The following is a 15,076-nucleotide window of genomic DNA, read 5'->3' as shown; positions in this document are numbered from 1 at the left end:
TGCCTTCTTTTTTACTATTAACTATGTTACTCCTACCAGTCCAAGCCGGTGCTTTTGGCAACAGGCTCTTCCCGAAGTAGAGTATACATACCAGCGGCTTCGTCCTTGCGAGTCGTTTCGACTAGCTTTTCGACTTTGACCGTTACAAGCTTTTGTCCAAATTGCACAGTAATCTCGTCACCGATCTTAACTGCACTACTTGGCTTAGATTCCCGCCCGTTAATCAGCACCCGGCCTTGTTCGGACACATCCTTGGCCACTGTACGGCGCTTGATTAATCGGGACACTTTCAGGAATTTGTCAAGACGCATTAGTTAACGGCTTCTTTAAGCTTGTTACCAGCTTTAAATGCCGGTACAGTTGATTCTGGAATTTCAATCGTTGTGCCCGTTTGCGGGTTGCGACCAGTACGTCCTGCACGTTTACGAGTTTCGAATGTACCGAAACCGATCAGTTGAACTTTATCGCCTTTTGCCAAAGCTTCTGTGATCTCACCCAAGAATCCGTTCAATACTGCTTCTACATCTTTTTTTGCCAATCCGTTTTTCTCGGAAATGTTGTTTACCAAATCTGTCTTGTTCATAATTTAAAGTTCCTCCTAGGATACGAAAAAATAAATGAAACGAGATTCACCGCCATATTATGGGGCAAGTCGTCATTTCGTCTTTATGATATTCTTGATGTCATCTTAAAATCCTGCCACGAATCGTCGTTTTTTTAAAAAAGAAACAGTTATTTCTCAGAAATCGTCGCAGAATCTATTCTATAGCACTATTAAACTACTCGCCATAATCTAAATCAGAGATGAATGCTACTTTCACAGCATTGCCTCATCTTAAGGTCCGTATACCGTACATAGTCTGAGAAAATCACTATACTTTTCGTTCCTCAGTCTTTGCCTCCTGCCACAACTCTTCCATCTCTTCCAAGCTGCTATCCTCTACACTCATACCCTTGGCTCGCAGACTCTGCTCGATATACTGAAACCGACGCACAAATTTGCGGTTGGTCCGGGTTAAAGCTTCTTCCGGATCTGCGCCAATAAATCGGGCAACATTGGTAACAGCAAATAATAGATCGCCCAGCTCCAGGATTTGATCCTCGGCGGCTGCATCCGTATCGATGGCTTCTTGCAGCTCTTCTATTTCTTCACGAACCTTAGCTAAGCAATCCGTAGCGTTGTCCCAATCAAAGCCCACCTTGGATGCTTTTTTCTGAAGCTTGTACGCCTTCATAAGTGCAGGCAAATCACGCGGAACCCCACTGAGGGCGGATAATTCCTCTGGCTTCACGCCTTTACGCCGCTTCTCCTCTGCCTTCATGCCCTCCCAATTGATCAGAGCTTCTTCAGCATCATTCGCATTCTTGTCACCAAATACATGGGGATGGCGGAAGATAAGCTTATCATTCAGTCCTTCTATGACGTCAAATACGTTAAACGTGCCCAGCTCCTCTTCCATTTGGGAGTGCAGCATGATCTGCAGCAAAAGATCGCCCAGCTCCTCTTTCATATGGTCTGGGTCATCCTCATCAATCGTCTCAAGCACTTCGTAGGTTTCTTCGATTAGATTTTTACGCAAAGATTCATGAGTCTGCTCCCGATCCCACGGACAACCGTCCGGACTGCGCAAAATATCAACAATCTCATGCAAGCGAGCGAAAGTACGATTTCTTAGCTTCTCCTCACGATTCGCAGGTACATAGACCAGAGACAAATTGCCATAACCCTCAAGCCGGTCCAATTCGTATAGAGGAACAGTCACAATGTTTTCTTCGTTCTCCACGCCAAGGGCATGACCCACCACCACTTCATATTCGGGTGGATACAGCTCCATCAGACATAACTTTGTCTCCGAAGCTGTAAAGCTGTCATAAACCTGGCCAATCAGAGTATGCAATTCAGGTTGAAGCTGAGCGCTGCGAATGCCTGAAGCATCTAATAACTGGAAGCCTTCAATAGGGTCGAACCCCAGTCGCACAAACGCCTCGTCCAGAAAACTCTCCCCGCCTAATATTTGCAGTTCTATTCCTTCTTCCGGGCAACGCTGACGCAGCTGTGAAACAGCTGACTCTGCAACCATGGGGTGCCCCGGAACCGCATAGACAATATCTGTACCGTCTGCGGCGGAGCGAGCCTCTTCAATCAATTTTGAAGTAATTGCGGCATAGACCTCAGGAAACGAAGCTAATGTTTCATACAGTCCATCAAAGGATTGCGTGGCGATTTCAAGCTCGGTGAGAGCAGCCATAACTGGATGCTCTTGGGTACGAACGTAGACAACGGATGCTGCCTTCAGTTTTTTTATAATTCCTAGTGTCAGCCGATCAGGATTACCTGACCCGAGACCAACAACTGTTAATGTTGCACTCATATCTGTTCCTCCTTTTAAGCGAGTTAATTATGGAAATAAACGCAGCTTCTTGAACTTGTCCGCCAGAGACGGGCCGATGCCCGGAAGCTGGCGAAGCTCGCTTTCGCTGAGCAGCCGCAGCACCACCGCACCTACGGCAAAGACAACGCAGCCTGCGAGTACCCCGAGCAGGCTCTGCGCCAAGCTGGCAGTGCGTCCGCCGCCGATGCCAGCGGCCGTAGCCGCGGCGCCAGTGCCCCAGCTGGCAGCTGCGGCGGCAAGAGCCAGGCCCGCTGTGAGCAGCGCGGGCCGTGCCAGGGCATCTGCGAGGCGAAGCCGCAGATGGCCCTGGCGGTACAGCAGCAGCACGTTAAGCGCTGCTGCGAACGAATGCGCGGCCACGCCAGCGATGGCCGCGCCGGTAATGCCCTGCTGCGGAACCAGCAGCAGGTTCAGGGCCGCCTTGAGCAGCGCGGCGGCCAAAAGGTGCAGGGCCGGGGCGCGCACGTAGCCGAGGCCCTGCAGGAGCGCAGCAGAGATGATGCTGACTGTACCGCCAACAGCGGTAAAAGCCAGCCAAGTCATTGTGCTGCTGCCAGCGGTATCGCCGTAAAGAGCCATATTAATCGGCTCAGCAAGCACTGCAAGGCCCGCTGAGGCCGCTAGACCTAACAGCCAGAACCAACGCAGCGACAAGCTGCAGCGGGTCTCAATCAGCTTCATATCTCCCTTGTACTTCGCTTCCGCCAAAGCTGGAATGAACACAACAGACAGTGAGGTGGCAATCATCGTTATAATCTGCACAAGTGGCAAACCCCGATTGTACACACCAAACTGGGCCATCGCAGCTACTTCACTTCCGTCAGACGACAGCAGTCGAGGCACAGTGAATACATCTACAAGACCGATAAGAGGCATAGCCAGTGCACCTAGCATTACGGGAATTCCATAAGCCAGCAGTGTACCTGCTTTAATGCCCATAAACCCTTGTTTGGAACCTAGTCCATGTCCTGCATCCAGCGCTCTTACACGCTGACTTTCGACAGCAGCAGCTACTTCAGCAGCAGCTTCCTGTTTTACCCTCCGGCGGTGACGTCTCAAGTACAGCAGCATAATTACAAGCCCTGCGGCTCCCCCTCCGGCAGAACCAAGCAGCGCGCCAGCAGCGATACTCTCGGCTCCTGCTCCCTGCGAAGTGAGATATAACAGAAGAATAATCATCACTGTAACCCGTACAGACTGCTCTACAATCTGTGACACGGCTGTAGGAACCATATTATGCAGCCCCTGAAAGTACCCGCGTATGGCCGACATGACAGGGACAACAGCCAGACCCCAGGCGCTTGTCCGCAAGGCAGGCATTACATGTGAGTTACCTACCCATTCGGCAATGATGGGTGCACCTGCATAGGTGATGGCGCCGATAATCAAGCCGCTGATGCCTGTAATTAGCGCGGATAATAGTAGAATCCGGCGGCCTTCTTCATCGCGTCTCCCAGCCGAAGCTTCGGCGACAAATTTGGAGATCGCCGCAGGCAGACCTAGCATAGCTACCGTTAACAGCATTGTATACAAGGGATACACTGTGTTGTATATACCAAATACAGCATCTCCGCCTAGATTTTGCAGCGGAATTTTTTGAAGTGTGCCAATAAGCTTTGAGATAATGGCCGCGGCACTAAGGATAAATGCGCCTTGCAGCAATCGTGATGTTTGTGTATTAGATTTCATATAATACCTGCTTCTACAACTTTGATGGGATGAATTTCTATATTATAACGTATGTATGCCCACAAGTAGAAACGGTTTTGTGTAAACGACAAAACCCCGTTTGCCCTTTGTATATCTTACCAAAAGGAAAGCGGGGTCTAAATTAAGATTACTGCTCCATTTGTTTGCCCAGGAAAGCGGCAGCCGTTTCGGCCATTTTTATTTCCATTTGCGCCATCTTCGCCGAATCATCCTTGCTCACCATCACTACACAACCAATAGGATCTCCACCGGAAATGATCGGTGAGGCTACATATGAGGACACCAAATCCGGATGATCTTTAGCAATTTCATAACTGCCTTCATTGGTTTCTAACACAGTCTTACGGCTGTCCATGACTTTCTCCAGCAGCACTCCTACCTGTTTCTCCAAATAATCTTTTTTGGAGCCGCCTGCAAGGGCAATGAAGGTGTCACGATCAGCAATCATCGTAATGTGTCCAGTACCTTCGAACAATGACTCCGCGTACTCTTTTGCAAAGTCACCCAACTCACCAATCGGAGAATATTTCTTGAGAATGACTTCACCGTCCCGATCGACGAATATTTCCAGTGGGTCTCCTTCTCTAATACGAAGAGTACGTCTAATTTCTTTGGGAATAACCACGCGTCCGAGGTCATCAATACGGCGAACAATTCCAGTAGCTTTCATTTCACATGTGCCCCGCTTTCTTAAGAAGTATGGTCTTACTACTGTCCATTATGGGAAAGGATAATCCCAGTGATTTATCGTAATATCTGACCATAGTATTCATCTCTTCCCAGATCCTTATACATAAGCTGACATGTATTAATATCTGCATCAAGATAAAGGTAGTTCTACAACCGTTTCTGCGAAATAAAAAGCCATCTTCACTTTAAGTGAAGATGGCTTTTCTAAGGTAAGCTTGTCCATATTTACCGATGTTTATTCAGCCGCATCTGAAGCACTTGGGGATGCGCTTGGAGCTGTAGTGGCTTCTGTTCCACTATTTGTTCCGGTTTCATCTGCGGCAGCAGAGCTTTTTGGCAGATTGATGTTCTCAATAATGGCTTCCAGATCCTTTTCCATGAACGTTTCTAGGTTCTTGGATACAATTGAGCTCTTAATGCCTTCTTTTTGCTCATCCGTTAACTGGTCGAAAGTCTTGTCTGTACGGGACTCCACCTTGATGATGTGGTAACCGTAAGAAGTTTCTACAGGATCACTGATGGTATTTAGAGGCAAGGTCTGTGCAGCCTTCTTAAACTCCTCCACATAAGTGCCTACAGCTTTATCTTTATATTCTCCGCCTGCCTCTTTAGAGCCAGTATCGTCAGAATATTCCTTAGCGATGGCTGCGAAATCAGCACCGCCATCCAGCTTCGCCTTAACTTCTTTCGCTATTTTAAGCGCTTCTTCGCTGGTACGCTCTTTGTTGTCTGCATCTGTCAGACCAATTAGCACATGACGCAGTGTGGCAACCGTAAAGTCGCCTTTAGTCGCTTCGAATTCTTTGACAACTTGATCATCAGTCACTTTAAGCAGCATATCCTGATAAACTGTCAGCACACGCTCCATATAAGTACGAATATCTTTCTCCGTAACGTCAGCATCTTTCAATGTCTTCTTATAGGTATCGCCCAATTGTTCCTTAATGCTTGCAATTTGAGTATCGGCTTCTTTCTCCGCTTGCTTTTTCGCTTCATCCGTTGCTTGGGAAGCCAAATATTCAAAGCCCACTTCTTGCTTCAGAATGGACTCCTTAAACGCATCAATCTCTAAGTATTGCGCTTGTTGTGGAGAGAGGAATTTCATGATTTTTTGATCCATTGCAAATTCCTTTTGTGTAATCGTTCCACCTTTATAAGTGGCTACAGCTTGATTATCATCCGCACTATTTCCACATGCTGCTAGCATAGAAAAGGAAACTGCCGCTGCCAATGAAACGAGCAGCACTTTCCATGATTTTGTTTTATTTAACGACATTGTGTAGTTCTCCCTTCGATTTAAAAGACTGTTTAGCTTCCTTAAGAAACTGTTCAAGCAAGTCAAGCAGCTGTTTATCACTTAAATCTTTCGATTTGACCCGGATACTGGCTTTCGCATCCCTATCAAATTGTACACGTCTTTCGAAGCTATTTCCAACTTTGGCGAGTTTCGCTGTGTCTAAAGCGCCGAGACTTCCCTCATAGAAATTCAAGGTAACATCATCTCCGCGTCTAATCATGGAATCAATGCCATACATTTTTCCATACACTTTCAAACGAGCGACCGATAGTAGATTCACCACGGCTTCAGGTAACTCACCGAACCGATCCAAGAGCTCATCTTCAAGCTCGGAAGCATCATCGAAGGAGGTTACTGCCGCCACTTTTTTATAAATTTCAATTTTTTGGATACTGTCGTAAATATACTCTGACGGCAGATACGCGTCAATCGACAAATCAATGACTGTATTGCCCTCTTTCAGGGATGTATCTTCCTCCCCAAGCACAGTAACCTTACGCTTACGAATTTCCTCCGCCAGCATTTGTGAGTACAGATCAAACCCCACGGATGCGATAAAGCCATGCTGCTCTGCACCCAGCAAGTTACCTGCACCGCGAATAGACAGATCTCGCATCGCTATTTTGAAACCAGAGCCCAGCTCCGTAAATTCCTTAATAGACTGCAGACGTTTCTCTGCAACCTCTGTCAGCACCTTGTCCCGTTGATACGTGAAATAAGCGTAAGCGATCCGATTGGACCGGCCTACACGTCCACGCAGCTGATAGAGCTGAGACAAGCCCATTTTATCCGCATCATGCACAATAAGTGTATTAACGTTCGGAATATCTACGCCCGTCTCAATAATACTTGTGCTGACGAGCACATCGTATTCTCCGTCAAGGAAATCGAGAATGGTCTTCTCCAGCTCAGATTCCGACATTTGACCATGTCCGATGCCAACTCTAGCCTCAGGAACAAGCATAGAGATTTGAGCGGCCATTTCTTGAATGCCCTGCACACGATTATAGAGATAATAGACTTGACCACCGCGGGCTAATTCCCGCTCTACAGCTTCCCGCGTAAGGGTCTGGCTATGCTCCACTACATACGTTTGCACAGGGAATCTGTTCTCTGGCGGGGTCTCAATGACAGACAAATCCCGCACTCCGAGCATCGACATATGTAGCGTACGAGGAATTGGAGTTGCAGTCAGCGTAAGAACGTCTACATTCGTTTTCAGTTTTTTCAGCTTTTCTTTATGAGTCACGCCGAAACGCTGTTCTTCATCCACAATTAATAACCCCAGATCCTTGAATACAAGGTCCTGAGATAACAGACGATGTGTACCGATAACTACATCGACAGTTCCTGCCCTAACGCCTTTAATCGTCTCGTTCTGCTCTTTACGGCTGCGGAAACGACTTAAGACCTGAATATTAAGCGGGTAATTAGCGAAACGTTCCCGGAAGGTCTCATAATGCTGCTGAGCCAAAATCGTTGTCGGGACTAGCACCGCCACCTGTTTACCTTCAATCGCTGATTTAAAAGCCGCCCGAATAGCCACTTCAGTCTTACCATACCCAACATCACCGCAAAGCAATCGGTCCATTGGCCGGTTTTGTTCCATATCCTTCTTAATCTCTTCGATAGCCCGAAGCTGATCTCGGGTCTCCTCGTAAGGGAACATTTCTTCAAATTCATGCTGTTCCTGTGTATCCTTTTCAAAACCATATCCTGCGGCACTTTGGCGCTCAGCATATAGCTTTATCAAATCATCAGCAATATTCTGAACGGAGGAACGAACCTTATTGGTCACTCGTGTCCATTCATTGCCGCCTAGCTTATATACTTTCGGCTCTTTATCTTCGGAACCGACATATTTCTGAATCAGGTCAATCTGCTCAATCGGAACTGAGAGCTTATCGCCGCCAGCATACAGAATATGCATGTAATCACGGTGAATACCGCTGACCTCAAGCGTGCCGATTCCCATATATTTTCCGATACCATGGTTCTGATGGACGACATAATCACCGATTTTCAGCTCTGTGTAACTCTTGATCCGTTCTGCATTATCTATTCCTTTGGAGATCTTCCGTGCCTTCCGCTGCTTCTGAGAGAACATTTCTCCCTCAGTTATAACAGCTAGATGAATAGAGGGCAGCTCAAAACCAGAACCCAGATTTCCTTGTACAATCATCGGCTCGTTAATGCCGTAATCATAAAGAACTCTGCGCACTCGTTCAATCCGTTCCTCACTGCTCGCAAGCATCATTACCTTAACACCGGACTTCTGCCAACGCTCCATTTCCGATTTCAGCACATTCATCTGGCCATGGAAATCCTGCATTCCACGACTGATAAACCCAAGAATGTTCTGAGGCTGAATATGCGGAACCTGACGTAAAAAGATTGACATAAACAGGCTTTGGAACGGGCGCTGATACATAACAACATCCGTATCGACAGAGAGATCTAGATCCGGCAATGATTTGCCGTTTTGCAGCAAATGCAGATTCCATTCCGATTCATCCCGTTCAAGCTGTCTCGCCGTTTCGAGCAGTCTTGTCGGCTCATCTAGAATAAGAATGGTATCCTGGGCCATGTAATCAAATAAATGAGAGCGTTCAGGATATAAAAGACTGATATATTTATAGATCTCCGGGAAATAAGTACCTTCCCGCAGCATTTCCAGCTCACGTCCAATTTCTTCCCGCAGCCTGAGCTTCGCCTGGCGATCCGCCATCTTCTCCAACTGTCGCTCCATCATAGCTGAGGCTTCAGCAGAAGCAGATTCCTGGCGCAATCTACTAGCTATAATCTCTTTAGCCGGTGTAATCTTCACACTACGTACCTTATCAATAGAACGCTGATCCACTGGATCAAAAGTTCTTATGGAATCAACCTCATCGTCAAATAACTCAACCCGATAAGCAAAAGGAGATGTCATTGGATAAAAATCAATTATTCCACCCCGTACGCTCAGTTCACCACGATTCTCAACCCGCTCTACTCTTTCATAGCCCATTTCAATCATGGACATCAAAAATTCATCCAGAGCAAGCGTTCCATCTTGGGAAACGGTGACTTGTGCCTCTGCCATAACCTCTGGGGCTGGCAGCAATCTACGCACTCCTGAGTAAGGAACTACAACAATACCACGGAAGCCCTGAGCGCATTTGGTCAGCACATCTATACGCTGAGCCAGTGTCTCTGGGCTTGATACAGCCGCTTCTGCAGCCACTAGTTCATTGGCGGGATAGAGCAGAACCCGGTCAGGGGAAAGCGCTTCCTGCAAATCATCGGCCATCTTCTGGGCCGAAAACATATTATGAGTCACTACAAGTAAGGGACGAGTTGTCTCTTCATGTAATGCTGCAAGCATAATCTGTCTAGCAGAACCTGTAAGCCCCGAAATGAGCTGCTCTTTCATACCTGCAGCAACACCATGGGTGATAGACTGGAAATCGGGATCCTTGGAAAAAGCTTCTATAAGACCTTGTAACAACAGGCGCACCTCTCTTACTAAACAGGCTAACGGTGGCATAGCCACCGTCACCTATTATGATTGGAATCGAAAAGAAGCCTCAGCTGTAACGCCAAGGCTTGCGGATGACGATAGAGACAGGCGCTTCCACCTTACTGAAGCGGACTTGTCAGCAGGCTAAGCTCCGGATTGTTCTCTAAAGCCTCCTTGCAATAGTCGCAAGTAACCTTTACCGTGATTTCACCTTCTGAATTATACGCTATTATATCTCTGCGCTCCGCAGGGGTCAAGGAATGAAGGCCCAACTGCATTTCTGTAACATCACTTCTATTAATACTGCCTAGAGATGTCTTACAGTGCCTACAAACATAGTTTATTGCCATCTATATGCCTCCTGAAGGTACTATATACCTTCAGTATGTCCGGGCAGCTTCATCTTTAGCCTTAAAAACAACAGGGTTTACAGATTAACCATTGAACTTAGCCATCGTCTGCTCGAATGAATGCTGTAAGCTGTATTCCAGTGCATCACAAGTATTAAGGATCATTTGCTTAAGCGGATCGCTTTCCTTCTTAGGAAAAGTAGAAAGAACATAATCGACAATAGCAAAACCTGGCTCAGGACGAGAAATACCCATTCGTACCCGATTGAAATTCTGTGTTCCTACATGCTGTATGATGGATTTAATTCCATTATGTCCACCAGCGCTTCCTTGATAACGCAAGCGGATTTTTCCGATTTCTGTATCCAAATCATCATAAACGACGATCATATCTTCAAGTTGAACTTTGTAATAATCCATATAAGCGCGAACGGCCTCACCGGACAAGTTCATAAAGGTCATGGGCTTAATCAATACGGTTTTGACGCCACCAATGACCCCTTCACCGATGACGGATTTACATTTGCTCTGGTTGAAGGCAATTCCGTTCTGGGCAGCAAGCTCATCCAAAGCCATAAAGCCAACATTATGCCTTGTTTTCGCGTACTGTGTTCCGGGATTTCCCAATCCGACAATCCATTTCATTATCGAACCTTTCCTTTCCGTTCGGGCTCTCCGGCAAGAGGAGTCCGTTTTTGGTACAATAGATCTAATCTACATATCTCTGTGCAACCAGAGCGAAATTATACTCCGAAGACAGGTGATAACCCATGCCGCACAAAGGCGAATTATTGACACATCAACGCCATTTTCAGTACCACATCCAATATGCAGTACCCGTGGAAATATACAAGGGCGACGTGCATATTGATATCGGTGTATTAACAGCGGTAGACGAAGCTTTCGTGGAGCTACAAGGGACACTATATAACCGCAGTTTATTCACCTTTGTCTCCCGTCCCGGATATTAAATCCAGTAGTTCTACCTGTAGCACGCCGATAAGGGTTACATCTCCGAGAACGGAGGTGTAACCCTTTTGTACTATTCATTCGTTATATTTATTCAATCTCGAACAATTTACTAATCGACAACTCTTCATGAACGCGGATAATTGCCTCACCCATAAGTGGAGCCACGGACAACACCTTGAGCTTAGAGGTTGGATTCGCGCTGCGAATTGGAATGGTATCCGTCACGATAATTTCTTTGATTGGAGAATTCTCCAGACGCTCGTGTGCAGGACCAGACAATACTGGGTGTGTACAGCATGCGTATACTTCCTTCACGCCGCCTTCCATCAAAGCATTAGCACCAAGTACGATCGTTCCAGCGGTATCGATGATATCATCGATCAGGATGGCTGTTTTGCCTTCGATATTACCGATGATGTTCATAACTTCGCTGACGTTAGGTTCTGGACGACGCTTGTCTATAATAGCCAGTGGAGCGTTCAGGAAATCAGCAAGCTTTCTTGCACGTACTACACCGCCATGGTCCGGCGATACGACAACTGGATTCTCGATTTGCTTGGAACGGAAATACTGAGCCAGAATCGGTACACCAAGCAAGTGATCCACTGGAATATCGAAGAATCCTTGAATCTGCATGGCATGAAGATCCATCGTGATTACACGGTGAGCGCCAGCCTTTTCAATTAGATTCGCTACCAGCTTAGCGGTAATGGGGTCACGGGAACGGGCTTTACGATCTTGACGGGCATATCCGTAGTAAGGGATAACCACGTTGATGCTTTTTGCGGAGGCACGTTTAAGCGCATCTACCATAACCAAAAGCTCCATCAGGTTATCATTTACAGGGCCACAAGTGGATTGAACAATATAAACATGGCATCCCCGAACGCTTTCTGACAGCTTGACCTGAATTTCTCCATCGCTGAAACTTGTGGTGTGTGATTCACCCATCGGAATCCCGATGTAATCAGCAATTTGACTAGCTAGCTTAGGATTGGAGTTACAGGTGAAAATCTTTAACTTGGAATCACAATAAGTCATAAAATATAAACCCTCCGTGACGGAATTTAGCTTTCCAAAGGCGCCGGCGCGGAAATATAAGTCCGTCCGGCGCTTCTTAGCAACGCTTTACGATGGACTCGAGTGGTCTTTCTTCGCTTTTGCACGGGAACGGATCTTCTCTGCATATCCCGGTTTGTTCTCTTGTCTTACTCTAGCTACAGCCAGATCGTTCTCGGAAACGGAACGTGTAATTGTCGAACCTGCTACAACAAAAGCCCCTTTGCCCACAGTAACTGGAGCAATAAGGTTAACATTACTGCCAATAAAGGCATCGTCTGCGATTGTTGTCTTGAATTTATTATACCCGTCGTAGTTAACGGTAATCGCACCGCACCCGACGTTTACATTCTTACCTACAGATGCGTCGCCGACATAACTAAGATGTGACACTTTTGAACCGTCACCAATCGTAGCATTCTTGATCTCGACGAAATCTCCAACCTTAACTTCTTCTCCAAGCACAGAGCCTGGACGCAAATAGGCAAAAGGCCCAACGGTTGTCCGTGCGCCGACTTGAGCTTGATTCAATACGGACTGCTTAATCGTTGCATCATCCATAATCTGACAGTCTTCGATTTCACTAGCCGGTCCGATCACACAATTGTCCCCGATTACAGTCTTCCCTTTCAGGATGGTTCCTGGATAAAGCGTAGTATCTGATCCGATAACTACATCTGCTCCGATATAAGTGGAGGCTGGATCAATGATGGTCACACCGCCCAGCATGTGTTTACGATTAATACGTTGACGCATAAAGGCTTCCGCTTCGGACAAAGCTAAACGATCATTAACGCCGATAGACTCAGCTGCGTCATGGGTCTGATATCCTAGTACGGTATCCCCTTGTGAACGAAGAATCCCAATCACATCAGTCAAATAATACTCCTGCTGGTTATTACTGTTCGTTACCTTCTCTAGTGCAGCAAATAATTTAGCATTATCAAAACAATAAGTGCCTGTATTGATTTCTTGAACGGCATCTTCTTCAGTAGTGCAATCCTTCTGCTCTACAATCTTCAGAACGCCGCCATCTTCACCACGAATAATTCTTCCGTAGCCTGTAGGCTTTTCCATAACAGCTGTCAATACGGTTGCAGCCGCATTACGCTGTTCATGAAGCGCCATGAGTCCTTCCAGGGTCTCCGTGGTTACGAGTGGTGTGTCTCCACAAATAACTATAGTTGTTCCTTCTTCGCCAGCAAGTAAATCCTTTGCTTGTTTGACAGCATGGCCAGTGCCGAGCTGAGTTTCCTGCAGAACGTATTCCGCTCCTTCACCTACATAGGCCTTAACTTTCTCTGCGCCATGCCCAACAACAACAACGGTGCGCTGGCATCCGGTCGCTTTTACTGTATCAAGCACGTGCCCTACCATCGGCTTACCGCAAACGGGGTGCAGCACCTTATATAATTTAGATTTCATTCGCTTGCCTTGACCTGCGGCAAGTACTACAGCCATTCTTTTCAAGAATGCCAACCTCCTACTCTTGAACTCACTACTGAATATATCTCATTCCGGGCAAAAAGAAAAGAGAACCATGAAGTCATGGTTCTCTTTTCTATAAACCCCAAGTTAGAAAAGCATTTATCGCTGCCTTTCGAAGATGTCGTCAAATCCTTCACCAGCAATAGCTTTTCTTGCAAGATCAGGCTGCTAATTCATGAAGTGTATGTCGGTGTGATCTTATCAAAAACGGCGGATCCTACGCCACCCAAAAGGTAGCCGTCTTCCGAGGAAGCCTAAGCTCCCTCTTCAATAACTTCTTCTTCTTCCGTAGCGGCGCGATCGTACTCGGCCAGAACCGCGGATTGAATCTTCTCGCGTGTTCCCGAAGAGATCGGGTGCGCGATATCGCGGAATTCGCCGTCCGGTGTACGCTTGCTGGGCATTGCAACAAACATCCCATTATTGCCATCGATGACGCGAATGTCATGAACAACAAACTCGTTATCGATGGTAATGGATGCGATTGCTTTCATTCTCCCCTCAGAGTTAACGCGGCGGAGTCTGACATCCGTAATTTGCATGTGTGTGTTCACCACCTTTTTCCATCAGAGACTTGGTGTATAATTCCACACAGCAAAGCGAATTCCTTCTTTTTGATTCCATAAAATACCTAAAAAAGAAATATATTTTTTGGGATATGTTGTTTTCGACATACATCGAGTAGTTTTCTTAATATTCCTTACGTTTTCGACAATTTCCACGCTTTTTGAAAATGTAAGAGAATGGCTAATCAAGAGGAAAAGTAGTTGCCCGGATGCGCCGAAATTCTCCGCTCTTTCGAGTCTACTTCACTTAGTTTTACCAAGGACACGTAATCGTGCAACAGACGCTCTTCCGTCTCTACAGCGCCTGATTCCACTAAAACGCCTACCCCAGCAACCTCGGCATTAAATTCACCGAGCAGATCGACCATACCACGTACAGTCCCTCCCGCCTTCATGAAGTCATCTACGATAAGTACTCGCGATTTCTCCTTGAGTGCACGTCTGGAGAGAGACATTGTGTGTATGCTTTTATGAGATCCTGATACGTAGTTAATACTTACTGCTGATCCCTCTGTAACCTGATGGTCACGTCGCACAAGCACTACCGGCAAGCCTAGCTGTGCTGCTGTTGCATAGGCTAGTGGAATGCCTTTCGTTTCAACGGTCATCACCACATCGATTTCCGATCCGTAAAAGGCCGTTGCGATGATCTTACCCGCCTGTTCCATCAAAGACGGCAACCCAAGTAGATCCGACATATACAAATAACCGCCAGGCAATATCCGGTCAGTCTGCTCTAGCTGCACACATAAGCGCTGCACAAAGGTAAGCGCCATATCTTTAGGCATAACCGGGATATAACGTACTCCACCCGCTGCACCAGCTAAAGTCTGCAGCTCTCCGATGCCTTCACCTTCAAATACTTCTTTTATGATTGCCAAATCTTCACTAATGGAGGACTTAGCCGCTCCATAGCGATCGGCAAATATAGACAGCGGCAGTAGTTCATGCGGCCGCTCAAGTAAAAACTGAGTCATGTCTACCAAACGTTGGCTTCTTTTTAATTTCTTCACGGAATGCTCCTCGCCAAAACCGAATATTTTAGAAAA

14 protein-coding genes are annotated in these 15,076 nt (G+C 46.7%); 1 reads left to right on the top strand and 13 read right to left on the bottom strand.

The features are described 5' to 3' along the window. Positions 1-32: 32 nt before the first annotated feature. The 9 genes from NST58_RS00290 to pth all read right to left on the bottom strand — a co-directional run bounded on the left by NST58_RS00290 (position 33) and on the right by pth (position 10,587). Complete coding sequence (locus tag NST58_RS00290; RefSeq protein ID WP_076130073.1) at positions 33-311, bottom strand: RNA-binding S4 domain-containing protein; 279 nt, start codon at positions 309-311, stop codon at positions 33-35. After that, positions 311-583 (bottom strand): HU family DNA-binding protein, encoded by a 273-nt coding sequence (locus NST58_RS00285; RefSeq protein WP_036678778.1) that lies wholly within the window; start codon positions 581-583, stop codon positions 311-313. Before NST58_RS00285 ends, NST58_RS00290 begins: the two co-directional genes overlap by 1 nt. 289 nt (positions 584-872) lie before the next feature. Beyond that, the gene (gene mazG / locus NST58_RS00280; RefSeq protein ID WP_280753819.1) at positions 873-2,372 is read right to left on the bottom strand and encodes a nucleoside triphosphate pyrophosphohydrolase; all 1,500 of its coding nucleotides are present in this window, start codon (positions 2,370-2,372) and stop codon (positions 873-875) included. A gap of 27 nt (positions 2,373-2,399) precedes the next feature. Continuing rightward, on the bottom strand, positions 2,400-4,082 hold the full coding sequence (locus NST58_RS00275) for a polysaccharide biosynthesis protein (RefSeq protein WP_076130071.1): 1,683 nt from the start codon (positions 4,080-4,082) through the stop codon (positions 2,400-2,402). Between the two features lie 148 nt (positions 4,083-4,230). Then, a complete protein-coding gene (gene spoVT / locus NST58_RS00270; RefSeq protein WP_036678783.1) occupies positions 4,231-4,773 on the bottom strand; it encodes a stage V sporulation protein T in 543 nt (180 codons plus the stop codon). A 255-nt stretch (positions 4,774-5,028) separates the two neighbouring features. After that, complete coding sequence (locus NST58_RS00265) at positions 5,029-6,069, bottom strand: peptidylprolyl isomerase (protein WP_339245603.1); 1,041 nt, start codon at positions 6,067-6,069, stop codon at positions 5,029-5,031. Beyond that, entirely contained in the window at positions 6,056-9,580 is a 3,525-nt protein-coding gene (gene mfd, locus NST58_RS00260; protein WP_076186834.1) for a transcription-repair coupling factor, read from the bottom strand. Before mfd ends, NST58_RS00265 begins: the two co-directional genes overlap by 14 nt. Positions 9,581-9,711: 131 nt before the next feature. Further along, positions 9,712-9,942 (bottom strand): anti-sigma-F factor Fin family protein, encoded by a 231-nt coding sequence (locus NST58_RS00255; RefSeq protein WP_036678789.1) that lies wholly within the window; start codon positions 9,940-9,942, stop codon positions 9,712-9,714. An 84-nt stretch (positions 9,943-10,026) separates the two neighbouring features. Next, positions 10,027-10,587 (bottom strand): aminoacyl-tRNA hydrolase, encoded by a 561-nt coding sequence (gene pth, locus NST58_RS00250; protein WP_036678864.1) that lies wholly within the window; start codon positions 10,585-10,587, stop codon positions 10,027-10,029. Between the two features lie 125 nt (positions 10,588-10,712). On the opposite strand from pth, the gene NST58_RS00245 reads away from it, so the two are divergent. Continuing rightward, a complete protein-coding gene (locus tag NST58_RS00245; protein ID WP_036678792.1) occupies positions 10,713-10,913 on the top strand; it encodes a hypothetical protein in 201 nt (66 codons plus the stop codon). Between the two features lie 88 nt (positions 10,914-11,001). Here NST58_RS00245 and NST58_RS00240 read toward each other — a convergent pair whose 3' ends face one another. The 4 genes from NST58_RS00240 to purR form a co-directional block, all read right to left on the bottom strand. Beyond that, positions 11,002-11,955: a ribose-phosphate diphosphokinase gene (locus tag NST58_RS00240; RefSeq protein ID WP_036678796.1), complete on the bottom strand. Its 954-nt coding sequence runs from the start codon at positions 11,953-11,955 to the stop codon at positions 11,002-11,004. Between the two features lie 87 nt (positions 11,956-12,042). After that, a complete protein-coding gene (gene glmU, locus NST58_RS00235) occupies positions 12,043-13,443 on the bottom strand; it encodes a bifunctional UDP-N-acetylglucosamine diphosphorylase/glucosamine-1-phosphate N-acetyltransferase GlmU (RefSeq protein WP_076138495.1) in 1,401 nt (466 codons plus the stop codon). Positions 13,444-13,715: 272 nt separating this feature from the next. After that, on the bottom strand, positions 13,716-14,003 hold the full coding sequence (gene spoVG / locus NST58_RS00230; RefSeq protein WP_020425826.1) for a septation regulator SpoVG: 288 nt from the start codon (positions 14,001-14,003) through the stop codon (positions 13,716-13,718). A 209-nt stretch (positions 14,004-14,212) separates the two neighbouring features. Further along, positions 14,213-15,040, bottom strand: a complete 828-nt coding sequence (gene purR, locus NST58_RS00225; RefSeq protein WP_036678807.1) for a pur operon repressor — start codon at positions 15,038-15,040, stop codon at positions 14,213-14,215. Positions 15,041-15,076 lie beyond the last annotated feature (36 nt).

This window comes from Paenibacillus sp. FSL R10-2796 (genome assembly GCF_037965315.1).
In the GTDB taxonomy this organism is placed as follows: Bacteria; Bacillota; Bacilli; order Paenibacillales; family Paenibacillaceae; genus Paenibacillus_AQ; species Paenibacillus_AQ odorifer.
Note: the sequence above shows the minus strand (reverse complement) of the source record. Positions and strands in the feature narration are given on the sequence as shown.

Coding starts and splice junctions, on each gene's coding strand:
- spoVT (WP_036678783.1), bottom strand. CDS start 4,773: ATGAAAGCTACTGGAATTGTTCGCCGTATTGATGACCTCGGACGCGTG.
- NST58_RS00240 (WP_036678796.1), bottom strand. CDS start 11,955: ATGACTTATTGTGATTCCAAGTTAAAGATTTTCACCTGTAACTCCAAT.
- pth (WP_036678864.1), bottom strand. CDS start 10,587: ATGAAATGGATTGTCGGATTGGGAAATCCCGGAACACAGTACGCGAAA.
- NST58_RS00275 (WP_076130071.1), bottom strand. CDS start 4,082: ATGAAATCTAATACACAAACATCACGATTGCTGCAAGGCGCATTTATC.
- NST58_RS00290 (WP_076130073.1), bottom strand. CDS start 311: ATGCGTCTTGACAAATTCCTGAAAGTGTCCCGATTAATCAAGCGCCGT.
- spoVG (WP_020425826.1), bottom strand. CDS start 14,003: ATGCAAATTACGGATGTCAGACTCCGCCGCGTTAACTCTGAGGGGAGA.
- NST58_RS00255 (WP_036678789.1), bottom strand. CDS start 9,942: ATGGCAATAAACTATGTTTGTAGGCACTGTAAGACATCTCTAGGCAGT.
- NST58_RS00285 (WP_036678778.1), bottom strand. CDS start 583: ATGAACAAGACAGATTTGGTAAACAACATTTCCGAGAAAAACGGATTG.
- NST58_RS00245 (WP_036678792.1), top strand. CDS start 10,713: ATGCCGCACAAAGGCGAATTATTGACACATCAACGCCATTTTCAGTAC.
- NST58_RS00265 (WP_339245603.1), bottom strand. CDS start 6,069: ATGTCGTTAAATAAAACAAAATCATGGAAAGTGCTGCTCGTTTCATTG.
- mazG (WP_280753819.1), bottom strand. CDS start 2,372: ATGAGTGCAACATTAACAGTTGTTGGTCTCGGGTCAGGTAATCCTGAT.